At 54.8% G+C, this 18,254-nt stretch carries 12 protein-coding genes; 4 read left to right on the top strand and 8 right to left on the bottom strand.

Annotated features, from left to right (window positions below):
• Positions 1–13 precede the first annotated feature (13 nt).
• The 3 genes from A3OW_RS0107870 to A3OW_RS0107855 all read right to left on the bottom strand — a co-directional run bounded on the left by A3OW_RS0107870 (position 14) and on the right by A3OW_RS0107855 (position 2,037).
• Positions 14–292 carry a DUF4242 domain-containing protein gene (locus A3OW_RS0107870; RefSeq protein WP_020562885.1) on the bottom strand — a complete coding sequence of 93 codons (279 nt, stop codon included), beginning with the start codon at positions 290–292 and terminating at the stop codon, positions 14–16.
• Positions 293–352: 60 nt separating this feature from the next.
• The gene (locus A3OW_RS0107865; RefSeq protein ID WP_026223416.1) at positions 353–949 is read right to left on the bottom strand and encodes a TetR/AcrR family transcriptional regulator; all 597 of its coding nucleotides are present in this window, start codon (positions 947–949) and stop codon (positions 353–355) included.
• Positions 950–1,635: 686 nt separating this feature from the next.
• Positions 1,636–2,037, bottom strand: a complete 402-nt coding sequence (locus tag A3OW_RS0107855) for a hypothetical protein (protein ID WP_020562882.1) — start codon at positions 2,035–2,037, stop codon at positions 1,636–1,638.
• Positions 2,038–2,741: 704 nt separating this feature from the next.
• On the opposite strand from A3OW_RS0107855, the gene A3OW_RS28820 reads away from it, so the two are divergent.
• Both A3OW_RS28820 and A3OW_RS0107840 read left to right on the top strand, forming a co-directional pair.
• Positions 2,742–5,168, top strand: a complete 2,427-nt coding sequence (locus tag A3OW_RS28820) for a putative bifunctional diguanylate cyclase/phosphodiesterase (RefSeq protein ID WP_157385830.1) — start codon at positions 2,742–2,744, stop codon at positions 5,166–5,168.
• Between the two features lie 129 nt (positions 5,169–5,297).
• Positions 5,298–6,722, top strand: a complete 1,425-nt coding sequence (locus A3OW_RS0107840; RefSeq protein WP_020562879.1) for a sodium:solute symporter family protein — start codon at positions 5,298–5,300, stop codon at positions 6,720–6,722.
• 258 nt (positions 6,723–6,980) lie between these two features.
• Here the strand turns inward: A3OW_RS0107840 and A3OW_RS0107835 are convergent, their stop codons facing one another.
• The 5 genes from A3OW_RS0107835 to hpnR form a co-directional block, all read right to left on the bottom strand.
• Positions 6,981–7,706, bottom strand: coding sequence for a potassium channel family protein (locus A3OW_RS0107835; protein ID WP_020562878.1), 726 nt, complete (start codon positions 7,704–7,706; stop codon positions 6,981–6,983).
• On the bottom strand, positions 7,703–9,307 hold the full coding sequence (locus A3OW_RS0107830; RefSeq protein WP_020562877.1) for a potassium channel protein: 1,605 nt from the start codon (positions 9,305–9,307) through the stop codon (positions 7,703–7,705). Before A3OW_RS0107830 ends, A3OW_RS0107835 begins: the two co-directional genes overlap by 4 nt.
• 184 nt (positions 9,308–9,491) lie before the next feature.
• Positions 9,492–10,190 (bottom strand): type 1 glutamine amidotransferase domain-containing protein, encoded by a 699-nt coding sequence (locus A3OW_RS0107820; protein ID WP_232422344.1) that lies wholly within the window; start codon positions 10,188–10,190, stop codon positions 9,492–9,494.
• 58 nt (positions 10,191–10,248) lie between these two features.
• Positions 10,249–11,052 (bottom strand): hypothetical protein, encoded by an 804-nt coding sequence (locus tag A3OW_RS0107815; protein ID WP_157385829.1) that lies wholly within the window; start codon positions 11,050–11,052, stop codon positions 10,249–10,251.
• A gap of 281 nt (positions 11,053–11,333) precedes the next feature.
• A complete protein-coding gene (gene hpnR, locus A3OW_RS0107810; protein WP_026223415.1) occupies positions 11,334–12,884 on the bottom strand; it encodes a hopanoid C-3 methylase HpnR in 1,551 nt (516 codons plus the stop codon).
• A 381-nt stretch (positions 12,885–13,265) separates the two neighbouring features.
• Here hpnR and A3OW_RS0107800 point away from each other — a divergent pair, with 381 nt between their 5' ends.
• Together A3OW_RS0107800 and hrpA are read left to right on the top strand one after the other, a co-directional pair.
• Positions 13,266–13,748, top strand: coding sequence for a cyclic nucleotide-binding domain-containing protein (locus A3OW_RS0107800; protein WP_083918163.1), 483 nt, complete (start codon positions 13,266–13,268; stop codon positions 13,746–13,748).
• Between the two features lie 99 nt (positions 13,749–13,847).
• A complete protein-coding gene (gene hrpA / locus A3OW_RS0107790) occupies positions 13,848–17,762 on the top strand; it encodes an ATP-dependent RNA helicase HrpA (protein ID WP_020562870.1) in 3,915 nt (1,304 codons plus the stop codon).
• The last annotated feature ends 492 nt before the right edge of the window (positions 17,763–18,254 follow it).

Here is an 18,254-nt window from a genome sequence, read left to right as displayed (position 1 = left end):
TCTCCGGTCGGGATTAACGGCTTTCTGCCGTGGTCGGGTCGATGATGTTCTTGACCTCGGAAATCCTGTTCGCGGGAAAACCGCCTCTTTCGGCGTGTTCCCGGACGCTGGCTTCGTCGGGAGCGATATAGACGCAATAGACCTTGTCGCCGGTCACGTAGCTTTGCAGCCACTGGATTTTCGGCCCCATTTCGCGCAGCACGCCGCACGATTTTTGCGAAATGCCTTGTAATTCCTGCTGGGTTAACGTGCCGACGTTGGGAATGTCGCGTTCGATAATGTATTTTGGCATGGTGGTTCTCCTGGTGGGTTGATGCGTCCGGCCGGCTTGTTTTCGAACGTCGCCGCCGTGTTACGCTTTAAAATAATCGTCCAGCAAATCCCGGCAACACTGCTTGAGCGGTCCGGAGGATTTTTCGATTTTCATTCTTAACAAGGCTCCCTGCCAGGCATCGACCAGTTGATCGGCCATCGCCTCGGCCGATTTGTCGGTTCTGACGGTGCCCTGGCTCTGCGCCGCTTCCAGTCCGGTCTTCAGCAAATCGCGGTAGCGATGGACGGCCGTTTGCAGGGAGTTGCGGCACAGTTCGCTGGTGTCGCCCACTTCACCCATCAAATTGCCGAGCAGACAGCCGCCTTTGAAACCGGACTTTTCCAGTTCGGCGATCAATTCGTCGAAATAGCGTTTGATCGCGCTCAACGCATCGAGATCCGGAGTGCTTAAATGGCCTTCCAGTTGCCGGATAAAGGGCTCGATGTAGTGCTGGATGACTTCGGCGGCAAAGCTTTCCTTGCTGTCGAAGTAATTGTAAAAAGACCCTTTCGGGATCCTTACGGCGTCCAGAATCTCTTTCAGCCCGGTACCGTGGTAGCCCTGCTGCATCAATAGGGAAACGCCCTGGCTCAAGATAGTGTCGCGGTTGAATCGTTTTTGTGAAGTAGCGTTCATGAAATTATAATACGACCGGTCGTCTTGAATTGTCAAATCTTTATTATTAAAATAAATCGAGACGCTGAAAAAGTGCCTCAAGATCAACCGCAATCTGCCGAGCTCATTCAATTTCTTCAACAGAATTTTTTACCGAGTTTAAACCACCGGTTTTTCGCTTGTCCGAAGAATTGATGAACTATCGACTGGAAGCCCCGCGTGCAAGGCGGATGAATTCGCTCCGCCTGACACAGTTTTGGTGGTGCTTGTGAACCGAAAATGCTTTGGAAGCAATAAAGATAAAGAAAGAACCGGTTCTTGAAGTTCTTGCGGCATGAAAGCGGAGGAGGACGAGTTGTCGGGAAACGCAAGAAGAAGATTCAAAACCGGCCTGCAATTTCATTCGACCAAACAAAGCCGGTATTTAAAGAGGATGCCGTCCGGTCCGTTTGGGTAAGTTTGGCCGGCAAACAAGGAAGGTAACCGCTAAAAGACGGCCGACGTGTTATCGGATGTTTGAATGGATGAGCGGTATTGGCGAATCGAGGAAGCGAGGAAAAGGAAATATGAAAGCTCCTGAACGGAGTGGCCGCTGGCCCGCCTTTTCCTCTTCAATTCAGAACATCGCGGCAAAAAGCGGGCCGTTCTCGAACAGGGCGTAAATAAGCCCATCGCGCTTCCGGATGAGCTTTCATGACTTTTCGCCGTTATTTGACGAAGCACATTCTCTCGGCATAGGCTTCCGCCTCTTTAAGCAATTTTCTTAAATCCTTGGATTGCTTGGGATCGCGGAAGATGCCGCCGCTTTCACCGGGAGTGCTTTTCAGATAAGTAAAGGTTTTGGCCGCTTCGAATTCGGCAAAGGTCATTTTTTCTGCGATTTTGTCGATCTTGCAGCCGCAGGCGTACTGGGTGATATAGGTCAGGCCGCCGTGTTGCGCCACGCAGTTCAGCACGTATTCGACGCGGTCCCGGGTCGGAAAATCGTTGACCAGAGCGGCCGGCTGGCCGGCGGCTTCGGTCTTTTTCTCCGGAGCGGTCGTGCCGCAGCCACCGACAGCGGCTGCGAAGGCGAAACTGAAAATGAGGGTGAAATAGTTGATTTTCATGGTCAATATGTTTATCTCTTGGGTTAATAAAGAAAAAAAGACAGGATCAACAAAGAATCCGCGGCGATTTTTTTACTGTCCGCTGCCGAAAGCTTCATCCTGAAAACCGGTCCCGGCGCTTGTGTCGAGTGGACGGGATGAAGACCCCTACGGGGCGGCCTTTCCTGGCGTCGATGCAGCGTTCGCTGAATCGTCGGAATTCACTGTATAAATAAGGATATTTTAACATTCCCGATGTCATAATGACCAAGAAGTTCATCTACACTAGGTTATCATGCGGCCGATTTGACCCATAGGTTGCATCGATCATCCGGATTATATTTTTCCGCTCGGCGATCGGTTGACGGCAGCGGCCGAAAACGTCGTCGGAAGGGCTGCGATCCCGTTGCCGGCAGCCGCAAGCGGCGAGGAGAGGGCCCGGCTGCCGTTACCGAAAAACATGCGGCCGGCCAATTAAAGTCTAAAATTACCGGGATAAAAGCGCCGTGGAGATTTTGGCAAATCATTCCGGGCCGGTTTCACGCTTTTTGGATAAGCGTAGAGTATCGGTAAACGCTTTCTTACGGCAGAGAGGCAAGCAGATCGGCACAGTCCTGACCGAAAGTATGCGTCGATAATTGAACGTCTTCGGCAGCCTGCCTTTTTGCTTCAAAGAATCTCGTTACTCATTAAGTTTTTTTATCATTTTTGGCGTCGGAAGCGCAATGATCGATCCTATCCCCGGAAACAGCGTACTTGTCCCGCTCACAGGAAAAAAGAGCCGACGGTTTTATTGCCGTCCGGGTACATTAAGGCAGTTGGCTTTTTTTCTTGGTTGTCTATTGCATGGCGCCGGGGCGGCAGCGGCACAGCAAATGCCCCTGGCGCCTGTACAGCAGTATGCTCTGCAGAGCACCTCCTACGATTCTTCGTCGATCATTTTGATTGTCGTGGCCATCACGGCGGTACTGACCTCGCTGAGCTACTACCTGATCATAACCAAAGAAAAACTGGACAGGATGCTGGACCGGACGCAGCAGATCACCCATCAGCTAAAACGGTCGACCGAGCAGTTGAGCTACATGGTCGCCACCAGTCCGACGGTTCTATTCGCGCTGAAAGTCGAGCAGAAGCGCCTGATACCGCACTGGATCAGCGACAACCTGACGCGCATTACCGGTTACAGCATCGAGGAAGCGCTGGAACCTCTGTGGTGGGAGCAGCATCTTTACGAGAAGGATCGCGGCCGGGTGCTGAAAGAAAGCAGGGCCCTGTTTTCCGGCAAACATCAGGTTTACGAATACCGCTTTATCCATAAGAAAGGCTCCGTGTTATGGATCCGGGACGAACAGCAGTTGATCATTGACGAAAACGGTCTGCCGAAAGAAGTGCTGGCCGCCTGGACCGAAATCACCGACCGCAAACTGGAAGAGATCGATTTGCGCATCGCCGCGACGGCTTTCGAAGTCAACGAAGGCATTCTGATCACCGACAAAACGGGCCGCATCATCCGGGTCAACAGTGCCTTCACCCGTCTGACCGGTTACACGATGGAAGAAGCGATCGGGCAATATCCGGACATTCTGCAATCAGGCATGCAGGACAAGACCTTTTATGCGAAATTATGGGAAGAGCTGAAACAGAACCGGCACTGGGAAGGCGAGGTATGGGACCGGCACAAGAACGGCACGATCTACCCGGTCTGGCTCTCGGTGAGCGCGGTAACCGACCATACCGGTGAAATCAGTCATTATGTTTCCGCCTTTTTCGACATCAGTGCGCTCAAGGAAGCGGAAGAACACATTCGAAACCTGGCCTTTTACGATCCTCTCACGCATCTGCCCAACCGCCGGTTGATGCTGGACCGCCTGGGCATCGCTCTGGTCAGCAGCCAGCGGAGCCAGCATTACGGCGCCCTGATGATGATGGACCTTGACCGTTTCAAAATACTGAACGACACGCAGGGCCACGATCTCGGCGACAAGTTGCTGATCGAAGTGGCGAAACGGTTGCAGTCCTGTGTCCGCGAAGGCGATACGGTGGCGCGCATGGGCGGGGACGAGTTTGTCGTGATGCTGGAAAACCTGTCGAAAAAACCGGAGGAGGCGGCCGTGCAGACGCTGGCGGTAGCGGAAAAAATCCGGGAAGCCCTGGCGGCGACTTATTGGCTGGATCTGGGCAATCCTTCGGAAAACAAAAATCATTTCGAGCACCATTCCAGCGCCAGCATCGGTCTGGTGTTGTTTCTGGGGCATACCGTGCCCATCAACGATCTGCTGAAACGAGCGGACATGGCCATGTATCAGGCCAAGCACGCCGGACGCGACACGATTCGGGTCTTCGATCCGGCGATGCAGTCGGTGTTTAACGAGCGCAATGCCCTGGAAGCCGATTTGCGCCATGCGCTCAGCGGAGGCGAACTGGACTTGCTGTTTCAAGTGCAGGTGAACGCAGAAGGGCAGGCGGTGGGAGCGGAAATCCTGCTGCACTGGCAGCATCCTCAGAGAGGCTTTGTGCCGCCGGCCAAATTTGTGCCCCTGGCCGAGGAAACCGGTCTGATCCTGCCGATCGGTCAATGGGTTCTCAACCGGGCCTGCGCGATTCTTGCGGCCTGGGCCGACCATCCTTTAACCCGGCATTTGACGGTATCGGTCAACATCAGCGCCCGCCAGTTCCGGCAGCCGGATTTTATCGATCAGCTCCGCGCGGTATTGGCGGAGTTCGAAGTGGATCCCGGCCGGCTCAAACTGGAAATCAACGAAAGTCTGGTCATGGAAAACCCGGAGGCAGTGATAGCCAAGATGGTCGAGATTAATAAACTCGGCGTGGAATTCGCCATGGACGACTTCGGCACCGGCTATTCGTCGCTCGCGTATTTATCGCTTTTGCCGGTCAATCAGTTAAAAATCGACAAGGGTTTTATCCGGGATTTTTCAAAAAACAGCCAGGACGCGGCAATCATACGCAGCATTCTGTCGCTGGGGCGCAGCCTCGATCTGGTCGTCATCGCCGAAGGCGTTGAAACCAAGGCGCAATGGCGGTATCTTTCCAAATACCGCTGCCCGTATTTCCAGGGCTATTTTTTCGGCAGACCGATCCCGCTGGCCGAATTCGAAGACTATCTGGCTAAAAAGGAGCTGGAATCGTCTTAAGCAAGCCCGACGGTATTGCCTCGCGTTCGCGCCGGACGTCCGTCGTCCGCCGGTTTCGGCCCGTTTCTCCAGCGTCGCCGTGAAAGAGATTGAACCGTCCCGACCGATTTTTGGATTATTGTTGAAACCATGAATACCGTTCTCTTCGGCGTTATCGTCTATATTCTGATGCAGCTTTGGGTCGGGGTGTATTTTTCCCGCCGCATCACCAGCGAAGACGATTATCTTCTGGCTGGCCGAAGCCTCGGCACCGGCATGGCCAGTTTGAGCGTGTTCGCCACCTGGTTCGGCGCCGAAACCTGCATCGGCGCGGCCGGTTCGGTCTATGAAAACGGCTTGTCGGGGGCCACGATCGATCCGTTCGGCTATACGGTGTGTCTGATGGTGATGGGCCTGTTCTTCGCCGCTCAGTTGTGGCGGCGCAACCTGACGACCCTCGCGGATTTGTTCGAGCAACGCTATTCCGCCCGCATTCAAAACCTGGCCGTCGTCTTGATCGCGCCGACGTCGGTCATGTGGGCGGCGGCCCAGATTCGCGCCTTCGGACAGGTGCTGTCGGCGGCGTCGGGGTTTCAGGTGGAGATGGCCATCGCCGTGGCGGCCGGGGTCGTCATCATCTATACGATGTACGGCGGCCTTCTCGCCGACGTCGTGACCGACGCCGTGCAGGGCGTGGCCTTGATCGTCGGGCTGATCCTGCTGTTGGCGTTGCTGTTGCAGGCGGGCGGCGGCGTCGAGGCCTCGATTGCCCATATCGAACCGAAACGGCTCGCTTTTTTCCGAGCCGACCATACTTCTCTGGCCGAAATCGTTGAACACTGGGCGATTCCCATTTGCGGTTCGGTGCTGTCGCAGGAACTGGTGGCCCGGGTGCTGGCCAGCCGTTCGCCCCGGATTGCACGGCGCGCCTGTCTTCAAGGCGGCGTTCTCTATCTGGCGGTCGGGCTGATTCCGGTCTTTATCGGCCTTCTCGGCGGGCAATTGTTGCCGGGGCTTGAGCATCCCGAGCAGATTCTGCCCGCCCTGGCCCGGAACCATCTGAATACCTTTTTATATATCGTTTTCGCCGGAGCCTTGATTTCCGCCATTTTATCCACCGTGGACAGCGCGCTTCTGGCGGCCTCGGCCCTGCTGTCGCACAATTTGATCGTGCCGGCGGTGAAATCGATCAGCGACGAAGGCAAAGTAAAAATGGCCCGATGGATGGTGATGCTGTGCGGCGTTATCGCGTTTGTCATGGCACTGTATGCGGATCGCGTCTACACGCTGGTCGAAGAAGCCTCTGCCTTCGGCAGCGCCGGCATCTTTACCGTCGTCCTCTTCGGATTGTTCACCCGTTTCGGCGGCGTGCTCAGCGCCGGCGTCACCCTTGCCGCGGGCATGCTGACCTGGCTCATCGGCCAGCATGTACTTGAACTGGCGACGCCTTATCTGTTGTCTCTTTCGATCGCTTTCGGTAGTTATATCCTGGCGGCCTCGTGGGAAGAATGGCGGGGACGGCGTATTTTAATTCCGGCCGGTTTAAAGTCCGGAAATGAAGCTTCGATGGAATGAAGGGAATCGGTCTCGCCATGACGAGTTGCTCTGTTCTGAACTTTGATGGCGCTTTAAGGACACGCTTTTCTTCGTGCCTTATGCAGGGTTCCCGAGGCGCGAGCGGATTCGAGCCTGTTCTCAAGCGTCTGCCTGGGAACAGGCATTACGTGTCCGCCCGGTGACGCCGGCACCGCACTTTGCGCGTAAGACCTATTCAGCAGACCGCGGCCGGCGCCGATTGCATCGAGAACGTGACAATGGCCCGGATCGATCGATTCATTCGTTCAAAAGGCTGGCGTTCGTTTCTTTCCGAGTGGAAATCAACTGTTCCTTGAATTCTTTAATCTCCTCGGCGGGACCCATGACGACCAGCACGTCCCCGGCATTCAGAACATGCTCCTTGTCGCCGACGGCAAAATGCAGTTCGTTGCCCAGTTCCTTGTCGACGACGCCGATCAGAATCAGATTGTGCCGTTCGTTTAACCGGAGCGAGCTGAGCCGGCAGCGTTCCAGCCGGGAACCCACAGGAATTTCGATCTCGGCGATATTCAGATCGTGGCGCCGGAATACGGTCTGATCGAGGATCTGGGTGATTTCCGGCTTGACCAGGACTTCATGGGTTCTGCGTCCGCTGATTTCGTAGGGATCAATGATTTTGTCGGCGCCCGCCGCCAATAATTTCTCCGAAGAATCGGAATCATGAACGATCGCAAGAATATTCAGCTTCTTGTCGAGTGCGCGCGCGGAAATCGTCAAAAAGACATTATCGGAATCGGCTTCGAAAAAGCAGAAAAGATAATCGACGCCGGAGCCGATGCCGACGGTTTTCAACGCCTCGTCGTCGCGAAAATCAACGATCGCCGTCGGAAAGCCGTGGTCCGCGATGAAAACGGCTTCGTTTTCGCTTGGCGCCGCGTACACGACGGTGGAAGTTTGTCGGTCGAGCCGCGACATCGTTTCCAGAGCCATGCGGACGTCGCCGAAGACAACAATCCGTTTCATCGTTTGCCTCCCAGTTTCAGCCGGCTCTTTTCGATCTGGTAGCGGAAGTAGTCGATGCCGATTTGTTTGCCCAATACCACGAGCAAGTCGCCTTCGCGCAGTACGAAAAATTTTTCCGGATTAAAATAAAAATGCTGGTTTTTTAACGGATAGCGGTATTTCTCCTTCCGGTATTCCGGATAACTCCCGATGACTCCGATCAACATCAGTTTGCTCCGCTCGAAATCGAGCTCGCCGAGCGTTTTTCCCACGATCGAAGAGCCGGGCTGTACGCCGATCGTTTCCATGATAAACGCCTTTTCTTCGCGCATGATGCCCAAAATCGCCTCGAACGCGACCGGCTGGCCGACGTATTCGGCCGCCACCATGCCTGCCGTCTCGATCGGATCGATGACCAGATTCGCTCCGGCCTGATACAGTTTCTTGATGTTTTCCGCTCCGTATACCCGGGAAATGATTCGAATACCGGGATTTAACTGGCGGCCGGTCAGGGTGATGTAAACGTTGGTGACGTCGTCTCCGGTCGCGCACACTACGGCGGTGGCGTTGCGGGCAATGCCCGCGTTGGTCAGGACTTCATTTTTGCTGGCATCGGCCTGGATGGCCAGGAAACCCAGGTGCTTGGCGGCCTCCGCGCGGGCCGGGTCTTTATCGATAATGACGAAAGGCTTGTGATGTTTTTGCAATTGCCGGGCAATGTGCAGAGCCACCCGGCCGAATCCGCAAATGATGACGATGTCGTCGTGCCGATACAGCTCGGTATAGACGCTGCTCTCGCGCATGTCGTGCACTTTGTCGGCAAATGCCGAGACGATAATGGAAGTAAAGAAAGACAAGACGCCGAGACCGGTAAAGATCAGAAACATCGCGACCAGGCGGCCGCCGGTCGTCTGCGGTGCGATATCGCCGTAACCGACAGTGGAAAGGGTTACCACCGTCAGATAAAAGGCGTCGAACAGGTCGCGGACTCTGCCGCCTTTTTCGGGATTTTCCAATAGATAAATGGCCGTGCTGCCGATGAAGATCAGAAAACCCAGGAACACGGCCAGCGTGTAAAGCTCGAAACGCTTGTTGGACAGGATCTGGGTAAACAGCTTGATGCTGTTGATATAGCGGAACAGCTTGAACAACCGGAAGATAAGAAAGATGCGCAAGATTCTGAGCGGCCGGTAGCTCGGCAAAATGGCCAGCAGGTCGATCATCGCCAGGGGACTGGTGACGTATTCGATTTTTTTCGCAAGAATCAGAGCGGAGACTTTGCGCAGACGGAAAGGGATATTCAGATATTCCGTCTTTTCATAATAATCCAGGATGAGTTGATGATTATCGCTGTACAGCCAGAGGCGCAGCAGATATTCGGCAGCGAACAGAACGACGACGACGTGTTCGAAGACGGTCTGCGCCTCGTTCGGCGTCTGATCGACTTCATAGATCAATAAAAAAACGCTGATCATGACCATGGCGATCATGAACACATCGAAGTAGGCTCGTAGCCGGCTCTTCGGATCGATCAGAAGGGAATGAAAAAAACGCTTGGTGTTTTGGTAACGCGGCCAGGTTTTTAGAAAATACGCCCAATAGACGATCAGTCGCGTCAGCATTTCAGGTTTGCCTGGATAAGAGATAATTGGCATGGGAAAGCGGCATTATCTCCAAAAAACCGGTGGACCTGCAACGGGATGCCGCCGAATTTCTTCTTCAGGACAGGACAACGGCCAGGGCCTCCGAGCGGTAATTCGGGCTGTCCGCCGGCACAAGCCATCGGGGAGTCTGCCGGTTGGCCGGCTATTTATCGGTGCTTCGGCCCAGTTGTGTCAATAACAACCGGGCGGCGGCCTCGGAAGAAGCCGGATTCTGGCCGGTAATGAGACAGCCGTCGCTTTCGGTGTGCGGCTGCCAATCGGCTTCCTTGGTATAAAGGCCTCCGAGCCGAACCAGCTCGTCTTCCACCAGAAACGGAACGACTTCGGTCAACTGCACGGCGGCTTCCTCCGAATTGGCGAAGCCGGTGACCCGTTTGCCTTGAACCAGAGGCTTGCCGTCCGGCGCTTTGGCGTGCAGCAAGACACAAGGTGCATGACAGACCGCGGCGACCGGTTTACCCGCCGCAAACATCGACTCGATCAAGGCGATGGAATCCTTATCGCCGGTCAGATCCCAAAGCGGGCCGTGACCGCCGGAATAGAAGACCGCATCGAATTCCCGCGGCGAAATCTCGGACAATTTTAACGTCGACGCCAGCGCGGACCGGGCCGCCTGGTCCCGCCGGAAGCGCTCCGTGGCCTTCGTCCGAAACTCCGGCTCGTCGCTCTTCGGATCCACCGGCGGCTGACCGCCCCGAGGCGAGGCCAACGTGACGTCGGCGCCGGCATCCTTTAAAACGTAATAGGGAGCGGCAAACTCTTCCAGCCAGAATCCGGTTTTTTTACCGGTATCGCCGAGTTGGTCGTGTGAGGTCAACACCATCAAGATTTTCATACGCATTACCCATTACATTTAATAGTCGGATAAAACCAATAAATAGGATAGGAATCCTCGGTCCTTAATAAGGAACGAAATCGACGTTGGTGGCGTGCGCCTTTCGGATTTTCTCGGCGAGCGCTTCGGTCACCACGACGTAGAGCGTGGTTTTCAGAAAGAATATGGGCTGCCCGCGCCACATGTCCTCCTTCATGATCAGTTCTCTTTTTTCTTCCTCGATGTATTCGCGTTTGCATACCGAGCAAGTCGAAAGCGGCAGTCCGCCTTTCGGATAATCCGATTCCGCTCGCACCAGAATCTGGTAATAAGGGCCGACCGACTCGTCGGAATCAAGCGATTCAAGCCGGCTGCGGCCCATCGTGGAGGATTCTCGAGAAGCCGTGTCGGCAGCGACGTTCGGCTTCGGCTTGCCGACTTTTCGCAATTCGATCGGCACGATGTCGACAGTGCCCGACAATTCCTCGAACACCATCTTTTTCATTCTTTCGGAGACCACAAAACTGCGTATGTTCGGCCATAAAAAATCGGCCGTGGGTTTCGCAGGAATGCTCAGGTAGGCCGGCTGGAAATTATCTCCCGGCCGGAAAGTAACGAAGGAAACGAATTCCTTGTTCAGATAACCGGCAATCTCTTTCTGCATCGCGGCGTGTTCCTCGTCGGACACCGGCCAGCGGCTTTTAAAACGTTTGTCGTTCAGGATTTGCTGCGGAGCCGGGTCCGACAGGATACGGCTTCCTCCGTAAGTGGTTCGGCAGGCCAGACAACTGACTCCCGGAAATCGGTAAACGTGTTCCAGATTGCCGTTGATGAACAGGTCCTGATGAGTGGAACTGTATTCCGGCGATCGCATTCGAAAAAATTGCACGAGGCACTCCTTCTGTTTTTGCATATCAATTTTTAAAACCCGGCTCGGCAGCCTCCTTTACCGTCAATCAATAAAACCCCCTGATTGACTTGCCGGAAATGCGGCCGGTGCCTTGCGCCACGAGCATCCACTCCGGTCGATTACCGTAACTTCAGCTTGTTGCCGTATCATTTCAAAAGACCTTAGAACCAAAGTAAAGTTCTGAAGGCAGTCAGAGCCGATTATTCAGGATAACGGAGCAAATTCCGCATCCTGCGAAAGCCGGCAATGCACTCTTGCTTTCAAGGAACGGTTTTTATGCCGGCGCGAGTGGCGTCGACAAAACGTTCGCTGGCCTCGTCCAGTTGCCGGCCGGTTCGTCCCATCGGCTGATGGATATAGATCGACTTGGCGTCCGCGCGCTGTTGCGCTTGAGGCGGCGGCGCCATGTGATATTTGACCGGCATGCCGTGATCGGCCAACTGCAGCTTGGGATTGAAGACGCTGTCGAATTTCCACAGGCTGCGCAGGAAATTGGTTTGCCCGCGCATCAGTTGCCTGCCGATGATCGATGCGGTATCCCGGACCGCGGCCCAGCCCATGTGCTTGGTGAACAGCACTTTTTGCGTCTCCACCAGTTCCCGGTAAAACTCGTCCAGCGGCATTTTCGTCGGCAGCACCGCGTGCTGGATGTCGAACAACCGGTAATCGCGGCTGGTCAGGTTCCGCGATTCGGTCAGCCAGCTTTCGGTGCCGGGATAAGGCGTATTGATGCTGATGTTGACGATTTCGGGAATTTCCATGCACCATTCGCGGATGGTTTTAAAACGCTGATGGTCCCAATCGGGATCGGCAATGAGGTTGATCGCGACGGTGATATCGAGCGAGCGGGCAAATTCGAGCGCTTCGAAATTTCTGCTGAGAGAAACGCGCTTGCGGTATTTTTGCAGCCCTTCTTCGTCAATGGCTTCGACTCCGAGAAACATGTATTTCATGCCCAGTTCCTTCCAGAGCTTGAAGACGTCCTTGTTGCGCAGCAACACGTCGCCGCGGGTCTCCAGATAATATTCCTTCTTGATGCCCTTGCGGGCGACGGCTTCGCCGATCTCAAGGCCCAGTTTGTCCTGGATGAAGGCGACGTCGTCGACGATGAAGACGCCGGTTTCCCGGACCTGCTGCAATTCTTCGACCACTTTGTCGGGATTCAGCACGCGGTAGCTGCGGCCGTAAAAAGTCCAGGCGCTGCAGAACGAGCAGTCCCAGGGGCAGCCTCGGGAAAATTCGATCGAAGCGCAGGGATCGAGCATGCCGAGAAAATAGTGGCGGCGATGACGGAGCAGATCCCGTGCGGGGCTGAGATTGTTCAAATCCGGCACGAAAGTGGGCTGAGGGCCCCGGCCGTGAGGGGTGACGACGCCGGGCAGCGTATGGACGCTGTTCCGGTCTTCTTTCAGAGCCTGCAACAGCAAAGGCACGCCGGACTCGCCTTCGCCCTTCAGCACCGCATCGATCCGGCCTTCGCCGTGCTCCAGCAGTTCATCGGCGGTAAAAGAGGCGCTGTGGCCGCCGATAAAGACAAAGCAATCCGGCAAACGGTCCTTGGCCATTTTGGCCAGATCGACGACTTCGGGTACGTTGGCCAGATAATTCAACGAAAACGCGATGACGTCGGGACGCCATGACTCGACCGTTCGTAAAAAATCCCGATGCGTTTCGACCTGCAGATCGATCAGATACACTTCGTGGCCCAGACGCCGGACCGTGTCGGCGACCAATTCCAGCCCCAAAGGTTCGAGACGCAAAAATACCCGGGTGTACATGAGCGGGCTTGGGTGAACGGCAAGAAATTTCATGGCTTCCTCGATGTTATTGTTATGGTTCAAAGATCGGAGAAATACATTCATCTTGAGTTGACTGCATTATATTCCTCAATTCGGCCGATAAGGCAAGTCCTTTTTGTAACGCCGGCGGCAGGGCTTGCATGCTAAAAAATTAGATGAAGCAAGGGCGGGACGGTTCATTTCGATACGGACTGCTTGTTTCTTCGCTCCGGCCGGAAGAAGTCGAAAACGCCGCTCAGGCGTCCGGGGATCGGAAAAATGACATGGTAAAAGAGGCTTTTCCGGCGCACGGCTTCGGCATCCTGCGGCAAATTTGCGAAAGCACGAAAAACAGACGATAATCGCTTCGATCGCCGTCAAGCGGCTGTATAATGACTTCCTGAGCACATCTTTATGGAAGATACCTCACATTCCTGTTCGCTAAAGTTTCTCCTTGAGCACCCCGAATTCATGGAAGGCGAATTCTGGTATCGAAAAAATTACGATGCCGATCGGTTCGTTTTTACGGAAGGAACCCGAGGCAAGGAAATTTACGTCATACTGAACGGCAAAGTCTCGGTTTGCACCGACATTAAAATTTCGGAGGCGCAGCATGTGTGCTTCGGATTGTGCGAATTGGTGGAAGGGGAAGAATTCGCACTTTCCTGCTTTTTCGATAATGAACCGCACTGCGCTTCCATAAAAACCATCGTGCCATGCCAATTGGCCGTTATCGATTCGGTCAAGCTGAAGCATTTTCTCGACAATCATCCCGAAATCGGATTTCATCTGCTCTTTCACTGGATGCAGATGCTGCTGCCCCGTTTGCGGCAGGGCAACAAGCGCTTTTCCAATTTGTTCAGTTGGGGCCTCAAGGCGCACCATATGGACTCCTAAAGACAGCCGCGCGGCCGGCATGAAACGCCGGCCCGTTTGCGTTCGCTTTCGAAACGTCCGTTTAGCGTATAATAAGCCATTTTTTAAATGGCTGTTTCGATGTCCCTTCCTGAAACTCTCAAGCAACTTTCCCGCCAATTGCCCCAGTGCCTGAACCCGGATCGGCCCGGCTTCAAGCGCCAGCTCGACCGGCTGCGCGGCGAATGCCAGAAAGGTAAAAATCCGGAAGCCCAACTCGCCGCGCTGCAATCGAAGATCGAGCACTCGATTGCCAAACGCAAGCAACGTCTGGTCAGCGTGCCGGCGTTGAATTTTCCCGATTTGCCGGTCACCGGCAGGAAGGACGAGATCGCCGAACTGATCCGCAACCACCAAGTGGTCATCGTTTGCGGCGAAACGGGCTCCGGCAAGACCACGCAACTGCCGAAGATCTGCCTGTCGATCGGGCTCGGCGCCGGCGGTTTCATCGGCCATACCCAGCCCCGGCGGATCGCCGCGCGCACGGTCGCGGACCGGATCGCGGAAGAACTCGGCGAGCCCGTCGGCAAATCGGTCGGCTTCAAGGTGCGCTTCACCGATAAGACCCACGCCGATTCGCTGGTCAAGCTGATGACCGACGGCATTCTGTTGGCCGAGACGCAGAACGATCCGTACCTGAACCAGTACGATACGATCATCATCGACGAAGCGCACGAGCGCAGCCTGAACATCGACTTCCTGCTCGGTTACATGAAATGGCTGCTGCCGAAGCGTCCCGATCTGAAACTGATCATCACTTCGGCGACGATCGACCCGGAGCGTTTTTCGCGGCATTTTTTCGATGCGCCGATCATCGAGGTGTCGGGCCGCACCTATCCGGTCGAGATCCGCTACCGGCCGGTCGAGGAAACCGAACAGGACGAGGACGGCAAGAAAGCCGCGAACGACGAAACCAGCGACAATTTGCAGCAGGCGATTCTGGACGCGGTCGACGAACTGGTACGCGACCTGCACGGCGACATTCTGATCTTCATGAGCGGCGAGCGCGAAATCAAGGAAACGACCGAATCGCTGAAAAAACATCATCCGAGCCGGTACGAGATTCTGCCGTTGTATGCGAAGCTCAGCGTCAGCGAGCAGGAGCGCGTCTTCAAGCCGAAAGGCGGCAAGATAAGGATCGTGCTGGCGACCAACGTCGCCGAAACCTCATTGACCGTGCCCGGCATCCGCGGCGTGATCGATACGGGGCACGCCCGGATCAGCCGCTACAGCCACCGCAGCAAGATTCAGAGGCTGCCGATCGAGCGCATTTCGCAGTCGAGCGCGAATCAGAGAGCAGGGCGCTGCGGCCGGGTGGCCGAAGGCATCTGCATCCGCTTGTATTCGCCGGAAGACTACCGGGCGCGGCCGGAATTCACCGAGCCGGAAATCCTGCGCACGAACCTCTCGGCGGTCATTCTGCAGATGACCGCGCTGAATCTCGGCGACATCGAGGATTTCCCGTTCATCGAGCCGCCCGAGGAAAAAATGATCCGCGACGGCAAGACCGTGCTGCAGGAAGTCAACGCGCTGGACAAACAGGGCAAGCTGACCGAGATCGGCAAACAGTTGGTCAAGTTTCCGACCGACCCGCGCCTGGCAAGGATGCTGATCGCGGCCGAAAAGCAGCATGCGCTGCACGAAGTCGCGATCATCGTCTCGGCGCTCAGCATTCAGGACCCGCGCGAGAAGCCGGCCGACAAGCTCGCGCAGGCCGAGGCGAAACAGGCGCGCTTTCGCCACGAGGATTCGGATTTTCTGACCCTGCTCAATCTCTGGAACGATTTCGAGGAGCAGAAAAAGCACTTGTCGAACAACAAGCTGCGCAAATACTGCCAGGAACACTTTCTTTCCTACATAAGAATGCGCGAATGGGTCGACATTCATGCGCAGATCATGCAGGTGATCAAGGGCGATCTGAACCTGAAAATGAATACGGTGCCGGCCAGCTATGTTGAAATTCATCGCGCGTTGTTGCCGGGCCTGCTCTCGAACATCGGTTTCCGGCACGAGACTTACGAATATCTCGGCGCCCGGGGACTCAAGTTCTTCATCTTTCCGGGCTCCGGCCAGCACAAGGCGCGGCCGAAATGGATCATGGCGGCCGAACAGGTCGAGACCAGCAAGGTCTACGCGCGGACCGTCGCGAAGGTCGAGCCGGAATGGATCGAAGAGTGCGCGGCGCATCTGGTCAAGCGCAATTATTACGATCCGCATTGGGAGAAAAAGGCGGCACGCTGCGCGGTGTACGAGCGCACACTGCTGTTCGGCCTGACTTTGCAGGCAGGTCGAAAAGTCCCTTACGAACATGTCGATCCGAAAGCCGCGCGTGAAATTTTCATCCGCTCGGCGTTGGTCGACCACGATTATCACAGCAATGCGCCGTTTTACCTGGCCAATCAAAAACTGCTCGAAGAGGTCGGCTACATTCAGCACAAGGGCCGCCGGGTCGATCTGGTCGAGGACGAGGAATGGCTGTACCAGTTTTACGACAAGAAGTTGCCGGCCGAGGTCGTCAACGGCATCACTTTCGATCAATGGCGGAAAAAGGTCGAGCGCGAGAATCCAAAATTCCTGTTTCTGACTAAAGAAGACCTGACCCGGGAACAGGATCATGCGGTCAACGAATGGGATTATCCGGACAGCAGGAAGGTCGGCAATCTGACGATAAGATTGCAATACCGTTTCGAGCCCGGCCACGACGAGGACGGCGTGACCGCAGTCATTCCGGTGCACCAGTTGAATCAGGTTGCGCAAGCTCCGTTCGACTGGCTGGTGCCGGGCATGCTCGAAGAAAAATGCATCGCGCTGGTCAAATCGTTGCCGAAGCCGATCCGGAAGCATTTCGTGCCGGTGCCGGAAACAGTCAAGCGCTGCCTTGAAATCGAGCCCGATTTCAAGGGTTCACTTTACGAATGGCTCGGCAACCGGCTGCGCAAGCTGACCGGGGAGGCGATCCCGTTGAATGCCTGGAATCCGGAGTCTTTGCCCGAGCATCTGAAAATGAATTTCCGGATCGTCGACGACCAGGGCAAGCTGCTCGATCACGGCCGCGATCTGAAAAAACTCCAGGCCAAACACGGGGTCGTCGCCGGCGACAGCTTCGACCAACTGGCCGCGGACGAGCTGAATTACACCGGCTGCATTCAGTGGGCCTTCGACGATCTGCCGGACACTTTGCAATTCACGCAGCGCGGCCAGCCGTTCATCGGCTATCCCGCGATCGTCGATGAAGGCAATGCCGTCGGCGTACGGCTGTTCGATACCGAGCGCAAGGCGGCGCAGCAGCATCGGGCCGGTCTGATCCGGTTGTTTCAATTGCAGTTGCGCAAGGAATGCACTTATCTTTTGAAAAACATGCCACAATCGGCCGCGGCCGAACTGACTTACAGCCGGCTGCCCAAACACGGCATTCTCGACTATAAACCGAGCGCATCCTATAAGGAGGACATGCTGTACCTGATTCTCAATCATGTCTTCGTCGAAGGCCGAATCCTGCGCAGTCAGCAGGCGTTCGAGCAAAGCTTGCTGCAGAACAAGGAAAAACTGATGACGTCCGCCCAGGAAGCAGGGAAGACGGCCCTGGAGGTCCTGACTCTTTACGGCGACGTCAAAGCACGGCTGCAACGCCTGAATGAGAACAATCCTCTGGCCGCCGACGTCAACCAGCAGCTCAATTTTCTGATTTATGCCGGATTTATCCGCAACACGCCGTACGAGCAGCTCAAGGCGATTCCACGTTATCTGAAAGCGGTCGTCTATCGTCTCGACAAATTAAGCAACGATCCGCAAAAAAATCAGGAAATCAGCCGCTATGCGAACCGCTTCTGGCAGGATGTCGAAAAAAAGTCGAAAAAAGAGAGCGTGATACCGGAACTCGACCCGTTCCGCTGGGCTCTGGAAGAATTCAGGGTCTCGCTTTATGCCCAGCAATTGAAGACCGCTTACCCGGTGTCGGCAAAACGGCTGGAAAAAGCCTGGGATGAAAGAGGTTGAAGTAAAACATATGCCGCATGAAGTAGAGGATAGGGCTTCAATAGTCATTGTGCACAGCCGGAATCAATGACTTAGCAAAGCGGAGCCGAAACCGCCCGAAATTTCTGGATAGGAATTAAGCTTTTGATTATATTGTTATTTTGAATTGATTTCTTTTTGTTCAATTTAACAAAATGATAATAAAAACCGTAAGTAAGCCGCTTATGGAACAAGTAATCCACAAAGTTATCCACAGGATTTGTGTATAACTGGGACAAAAGTCCCGTCGGGATCATTGTATCGATTATTTCAAGCGCTTTACCCGCTCTCTAACGTAACGGACGTAGAGAATGGAAAAAATTGATTGAATGCGCAGAATTCGGAAAATGGTATTGATCCAATATTAATTATGCACAGCCGGAATCAATGACTTATCAAGCCGGACCTGAAGTCGTCCTGATTCATTGTCATTACTTAAGTTATTGATTACAAATAGGTTGTGAATATGCTTCC

Source organism: Methylosarcina fibrata AML-C10 (genome assembly GCF_000372865.1).
Classification (GTDB): domain Bacteria; phylum Pseudomonadota; class Gammaproteobacteria; order Methylococcales; family Methylomonadaceae; genus Methylosarcina; species Methylosarcina fibrata.
The sequence above is the reverse complement of the archived record's forward strand: the minus strand, read 5'-3'. Positions and strand labels throughout refer to the sequence as shown.